At 52.3% G+C, this 6188-nt stretch carries 5 protein-coding genes and 1 tRNA gene; 3 read left to right on the forward strand and 3 right to left on the reverse strand.

The window, feature by feature from the left end:
- The first annotated feature begins 367 nt into the window (after positions 1–367).
- Positions 368–1711, forward strand: coding sequence for an argininosuccinate synthase (gene argG / locus FDW94_RS21875; RefSeq protein ID WP_005131837.1), 1344 nt, complete (start codon positions 368–370; stop codon positions 1709–1711).
- Between the two features lie 197 nt (positions 1712–1908).
- Here the strand turns inward: argG and FDW94_RS21880 are convergent.
- The 3 genes from FDW94_RS21880 to FDW94_RS21890 form a co-directional block, all read right to left on the reverse strand.
- Positions 1909–1995 (reverse strand) — tRNA-Leu (locus tag FDW94_RS21880).
- Positions 1996–2004: 9 nt separating this feature from the next.
- Positions 2005–2337 (reverse strand): preprotein translocase subunit SecG, encoded by a 333-nt coding sequence (secG, locus tag FDW94_RS21885; protein WP_003025000.1) that lies wholly within the window; start codon positions 2335–2337, stop codon positions 2005–2007.
- A 167-nt stretch (positions 2338–2504) separates the two neighbouring features.
- Positions 2505–3398, reverse strand: a complete 894-nt coding sequence (locus FDW94_RS21890; protein ID WP_008785916.1) for a LysR family transcriptional regulator — start codon at positions 3396–3398, stop codon at positions 2505–2507.
- A 148-nt stretch (positions 3399–3546) separates the two neighbouring features.
- On the opposite strand from FDW94_RS21890, the gene iadA reads away from it, so the two are divergent.
- Positions 3547–4680 carry a beta-aspartyl-peptidase gene (gene iadA / locus FDW94_RS21895; RefSeq protein ID WP_137378253.1) on the forward strand — a complete coding sequence of 378 codons (1134 nt, stop codon included), beginning with the start codon at positions 3547–3549 and terminating at the stop codon, positions 4678–4680.
- A gap of 10 nt (positions 4681–4690) precedes the next feature.
- Positions 4691–6157: a C4-dicarboxylate transporter DcuC gene (gene dcuC, locus FDW94_RS21900; RefSeq protein WP_137378254.1), complete on the forward strand. Its 1467-nt coding sequence runs from the start codon at positions 4691–4693 to the stop codon at positions 6155–6157.
- The last annotated feature ends 31 nt before the right edge of the window (positions 6158–6188 follow it).

Consider the following 6188-nt stretch of genomic DNA (forward strand, 5'->3'; position numbering starts at 1 on the left):
AGCCCGACGAGCTACCAGGCTGCTCCACCCCGCGCCTGAAACGTGGCAAATTTTACTCGTTTTGGGTAAAAAATGCAAATACTGCTGGGATTTGGTACCGAGACGGGACGTAAAATCTGCGCACAGTATATTGATTCACTATGCGTTATGTCAACCTTGTTACGACTATGCAAATCAATGAATGCTGCCCAGCGCTAGCCCAGCAAGATAAATATGCCGCCCACGCCGTTATTTAACGAAATTATCACTAAACTCTTCCTGTCATCCAGAAAAGATGATTAAATGAAAACTCATTTATTTTGCATAAAAATGCAATTAGCATAATAAGCCAACCTCTTCACCAGTCTATCAAGCAGGGTTTTATTTTATGACGACGATTCTCAAGCATCTCCCGGTAGGTCAACGTATTGGTATCGCTTTTTCCGGCGGCCTGGACACCAGTGCAGCACTGCTGTGGATGCGACAAAAAGGGGCTGTCCCATATGCATATACTGCGAATTTGGGCCAGCCGGATGAGGATGACTATGACGCCATTCCTCGCCGTGCAATGGAATATGGTGCTGAGAATGCTCGCCTGGTAGATTGCCGTAAGCAGCTGGTTGCCGAAGGGATCGCTGCCATTCAGTGCGGTGCCTTCCACAACACCACTGGCGGACTGACCTATTTCAATACCACCCCGCTGGGCCGCGCCGTGACCGGCACCATGCTGGTTGCCGCCATGAAAGAAGATGGTGTAAACATCTGGGGCGACGGTAGCACCTATAAAGGTAACGATATTGAACGTTTCTATCGTTACGGTCTGCTGACCAACGCCGAACTGCAGATTTACAAACCATGGCTGGATACCGATTTTATCGATGAACTCGGTGGTCGCCATGAGATGTCCGAATTTATGATTGCCTGTGGTTTCGACTACAAAATGTCCGTTGAGAAAGCCTACTCAACAGACTCCAATATGCTCGGTGCGACTCACGAAGCAAAAGATCTGGAATTCCTGAATTCCAGCGTCAAAATCGTCAACCCGATTATGGGCGTGAAGTTCTGGGATGAGAGCGTGAAGATCCCGGCAGAAGAAGTGACCGTGCGTTTTGAACAGGGTCATCCGGTTGCTCTTAACGGTAAAACCTTCAGCGACGACGTTGAGATGATGCTGGAAGCCAACCGTATCGGCGGCCGTCACGGTCTGGGTATGAGCGATCAGATTGAAAACCGTATCATTGAAGCGAAGAGCCGTGGCATCTACGAAGCCCCGGGGATGGCATTGCTGCATATCGCCTACGAGCGTCTGCTGACCGGTATTCACAACGAGGATACCATCGAGCAGTATCACGCGCACGGTCGCCAGCTGGGTCGTCTGCTGTATCAGGGCCGCTGGTTCGACTCTCAGGCGCTGATGCTGCGTGACGGTCTGCAGCGTTGGGTTGCCAGCCAGATTACCGGTGAAGTGACGCTGGAACTGCGTCGCGGTAATGACTACTCAATCCTCAACACCGTGTCTGACAATCTGACGTACAAACCAGAACGTCTGACGATGGAAAAAGGCGACTCCGTATTCTCTCCGGACGACCGTATCGGTCAGTTGACCATGCGTAATCTGGATATCACCGATACCCGCGAGAAGCTGTTCGGCTATGCGCAGTCTGGCCTGCTGACCGCCTCTTCCGCAACCGGCCTGCCGCAGGTTGAGAATCTGGAAAATAAGGCGAAGTAAAGATTCACTATCTTAAGGCCGCGAAAGCGGCCTTTTTTATGCGCGGAATATAGGATGTCTGTAGACCTGATAAGCGTAGCGCCATCAGGCGTTGTAATAATGTCGGATGGCGGCGTTAACGCCTTATTCGACCTACAGGATAGCCACAAATAACAGACGAAAAAAAAGACGCTTTGCAGCGTCTTTTTTTTGGAATTTGGTACCGAGGATGGGACTCGAACCCACAAGCCCGTTAGGGCACTACCACCTCAAGGTAGCGTGTCTACCAATTCCACCACCTCGGTACAGAATACTTAGCGTGGGATATCGCTGGTCGGCTGAGCCGGAGCAGCTGGCTGAGTTTGCTCGGTTTTCGCCGGTGCGCTCAGATTTTCCCACTCACTTCCTTTATTGGTCTTATTGCTGTTCATGTTACCCAGCACCAGACTGATGATGAAGAACAAGGTTCCCAATACAGCTGTCATACGGGTCATGAAGTTACCAGAACCACTTGAACCAAACAGAGTACCAGAAGCGCCTGCGCCAAAAGAGGCTCCCATATCAGCGCCTTTGCCTTGCTGCAGCATGATCAAGCCTACCAGGCCAATTGCCACAATAAGGAAAACTACTAAAAGAGCTTCGTGCATAATCAACCTGTTCCTTGCGGAGTTGCCGCGTACAATGCTTCGACCATTAAAGCGGGAATATTTACTGTTTCCCACTGAAGCGGGTGTGAATACTAACCAAAGCGAATAACCTTCGCAAGGGCAATTTGTTAGCATTGTATCAACTGCGGAAAAAATCGCCATATCAATCAAAAACGCAGCAACTTCTCCCAGCATCTCTGCATAACGGCACGTTGATCTTCAAGATTCGCCCATACCACAACGGGGATTTCACAAATCAGGTCTGTATTTTCTGGCCAGCAGTGAATAATTTGCTGATTCACCAACTCTTCCGCCACCATCGATTCAGGTAACCAGGCCATTCCCATATGGCGCAGTACCATTTCTCGTATCGTTTCGCTTAAACCACTCTCAAATACTTTTTTTAGCCGTGGGCGGACGCGTTGTTCTGCCGACTCAATAATACGTCTGACAAAGGTGTAGTCGCTATAGCATAGCCACGGAATCGGAGCATGCGGATCATTAAGCGCATCAGCCAACTGGGCGGAAATAACCGGTATAAATCGCTCATACCGCCATAGTGAACGTTTTAACCCTCCGGCGATCTCCAGACCCGGCTGGGCAGATGGTAAATCGTAGGTTACCAGTAAATCAATTTGCCGGTTCATCAGGGCATTGAAGTGGTTGTCTATCCCCTGGATACTGGCGTTGACCGTAAAGTTTAACTGCGGCTCACTCTGTCGCAGGTAGTTGATCATATCCGGCAGGATATTCACCGACAGCGTATGCAGGCTGACCATCACCAGCGTGTTATCCGTTGCTGGCGTCATCGCCGACAGCTCATGGCGTGCCTCTGTTAACGTGCTGAGAACGTGCCGGGCATAAGGTTCAAAGCGTTCACCATAGCGCGTCAGCGTGACAGGGGTCGTTGTCCGGTCAAACAAAGGCACGCCCAGCACCTCTTCCAGCGCCTTTATACGCCGACTCAACGCAGGTTGAGTAATATGCCGCTGCGCCGCGGCCTGAGAGTAGTTTCCATGCTGGCTCAAGGCCAGAAAATCTTCCAGCCACTTACAATCCACGTTGTGCTCTCCGCCATGCCATAACCGCATCCTCCAATAACAAATCGGTAATAGTCATAGTTATAGTAATGGCTTTATGGTGGGCATCATAACAACAATATTTCGTTTCACCTGCCGACTCTCACCCTCGACGTTTGACAGGACCGCTATGTTTACTTTATTGACCAATGCCCGTGTTTTTTCTCCTGAGGATTTAGGCCTCTGCTCCCTGCTCATTCATGCCGACCGAATTGTGGCGGTAGAAAAAGATATTTCATTGTTTGATGGCATCAACGAGGTCATCGATTGTCGGGGTAAATGGGTTATCCCTGGTATCATCGATCAGCATGTTCATCTTACCGGTGGCGGTGGTGAAGCCGGATTTGCCAGTCGGACGCCCGCCGTCAAGCTGCGCGACCTGATTCAGGCAGGTATTACCACGGTGGTTGGCGTGTTAGGCACCGATGCCATTTCTCGTTCCCCCAAAGATCTCTACGCTAAAATGCAGTCTCTCAACCTTGAGGGATTACGCGCGTTTATGCACACGGGAGCCTACGCCGTTCCCAGCCCAACTATTACGCGATCCATCCGCGATGATATGGCCTTCATTCCGGCAATTCTTGGTGTAAAAATCGCCCTCGCCGATCACCGTGGCTCTTACCCCTCTTTCCAGGAGTTGCTGAGGATAGTGAGCGATATTCGCGTCGCTTCCCTGCTGGCTGGGAAAAAAGGCTTGCTGCATGTGCACCTGGGGAATCTGCCGGAAGGGATGTCGCAACTTATTGAGCTGTGTGATGCGGGTATTCCGATTCACCATATTTCACCGACGCATGTTGCGAGAACTGAACCCTTGTTCGAACAGGCGATTGCTTTCGCCCATCGCGGCGGCCATATCGACGTTACGTCTGGTGGCAGCCGCTTTACACCTCAGGAACAGGCGATCCTCCACGCCCTGGAAGCGCAGGTTCCGGCGGATCGCATCACGATCAGTTCTGACGGCAATGGCAGCGTTCCGCGCTTTAACGCTCAGGGTATCGTTGAAGGTTTAAGCGCGGCACCGGTCGCAGGCAATCTTAACCTGCTTCCTCGCCTGATTGATGTCGGGATTCCGGTGCCGCAGGCCATCGCGATGCTGACGGCAAACGTTGCGCGCTCGCTGGGTATTTCCGGGGGCGTGCTCTGCGCCGGAGAACGTGCTGATATCTGTGTACTCAATGATGACCTCTCGCTGGCCCATCTGTTTGCCGCGGGTAAACCGTTGCTGCGGGATGGCGAGTGCCTGGTTACCGGCAACTTCGAGTAAGGGGGCAAGAATGTCATTGCTACTGGCGCTAATCGCCATCATTTTTGCCGGACGTCTGATCCTCAAAAAATATCACCCCCAGTCGGTACTGTTATTGACCGGGATTGTGCTGTTGCTTATCGCGCATTTTAGCGGAATGACCTCACTCAGTGGCCTGGTGAAAAAGAGCACCGGATTTGGCCCCTTTGACGCCTTTGAGTTTATTCGCGATACCCTGAGCGTGCGTCTCGGCGGCCTCGGACTGCAAATTATGCTGATTGGTGGTTTTGCCACCTACATGTCAGCCATTGGCGCAAGCCAGGTACTGGTTCGGGTGACGTCTCGTCCTTTGCAACGGCTGAACTCGCCATATCTGCTGCTGGGGCTGGCACTGCTATTGGGTCAATTCCTGTCGCTGTTTATCAGCAGCGCCACCGGATTGGGTCTGCTGCTGATGGCGACGCTTTACCCGCTGCTTACCCGACTGGGCTGTAGCCGCGCCGCGGTTGCCGCCGTTATCGCCAGTACCTGTGCGGTTGAGTTTGGCCCCGGCTCCGGCAACTCTGTTCTCGCCGCCAAAACTGCAGGCATCGAGGTCGTGAACTATTTCGTGCAGGATCAGTTGCCGATCGTTGTGCCCGTCATTCTTTTCATCGCCCTACTGCATATTGTTGTGCAACGCTTTTTTGACCGTCGGGAAAGTGGCGACAATGCAGCTCAGCAAATGCAGACATTAACGGCGACTGATGAAGCCGACGCACCTATAGCCTGGCTGTTTCTGCCCATGCTGCCGCTGGTATTGATGCTGGTGTGCAGCGATTTAGTATTCAGCTCTCTCAAGATCACGCTGGATACCGCTGTACTGATAAGCCTCGCTATTACGCTGGTTTGTGAGTACTGCCGTCATCGCAAGGCGCGTGAGGTGATGGCTGGCGTACAAAAGGTTTTTGACAGCATGGGCAGCGTTTTTGCCACCGTCGTGACGCTGATTATCGCCGGTGAAGTCTTTTCCGCCGGACTGAAAGCCATTGGTGCCGTTGACGCACTGTTGTCACTTTCCGGTGAATTTGGCCTCAGCGCCGCCTCTATTATCCTGCTGATGACCCTGATCACCTTCGCAATTTCAGCGCTGATGGGCTCCGGGAATGCGGCATTTTTCTCCTTCGCACCCATGGTGCCGGACATCAGCCGTCATATCGGTAGCGATATCGCTGTCATGATGTTGCCTATCCAGATCTCGGCGGGCATTGGTCGTACGTTATCGCCTATTGCTGGCGTAATCATTGCTATCGCAGGGATTGCAGGTGTCTCGCCTGTGGATATTGTTAAGCGTACCGCGATTCCGATGCTGGGCGGTTGGCTACTGATGATTGCGTTAACCTTTGCCCGGTCTGGGCATCTGCTGGCGGTTCTGCCGTGGCTGGCAGTCCTTGTGCTACTGATGGTCGGTGGTTACTTCTGGCAGCACCGACGTAAACAGCCGCTTGCCGTACAGTAAAAAAAAGCCGGAGTCTCAGACTCCGGCTTTC

Origin of the sequence: Citrobacter sp. wls757, assembly GCF_005280935.1 — a bacterium.
Lineage (GTDB): Bacteria > Pseudomonadota > Gammaproteobacteria > Enterobacterales > Enterobacteriaceae > Citrobacter > Citrobacter portucalensis.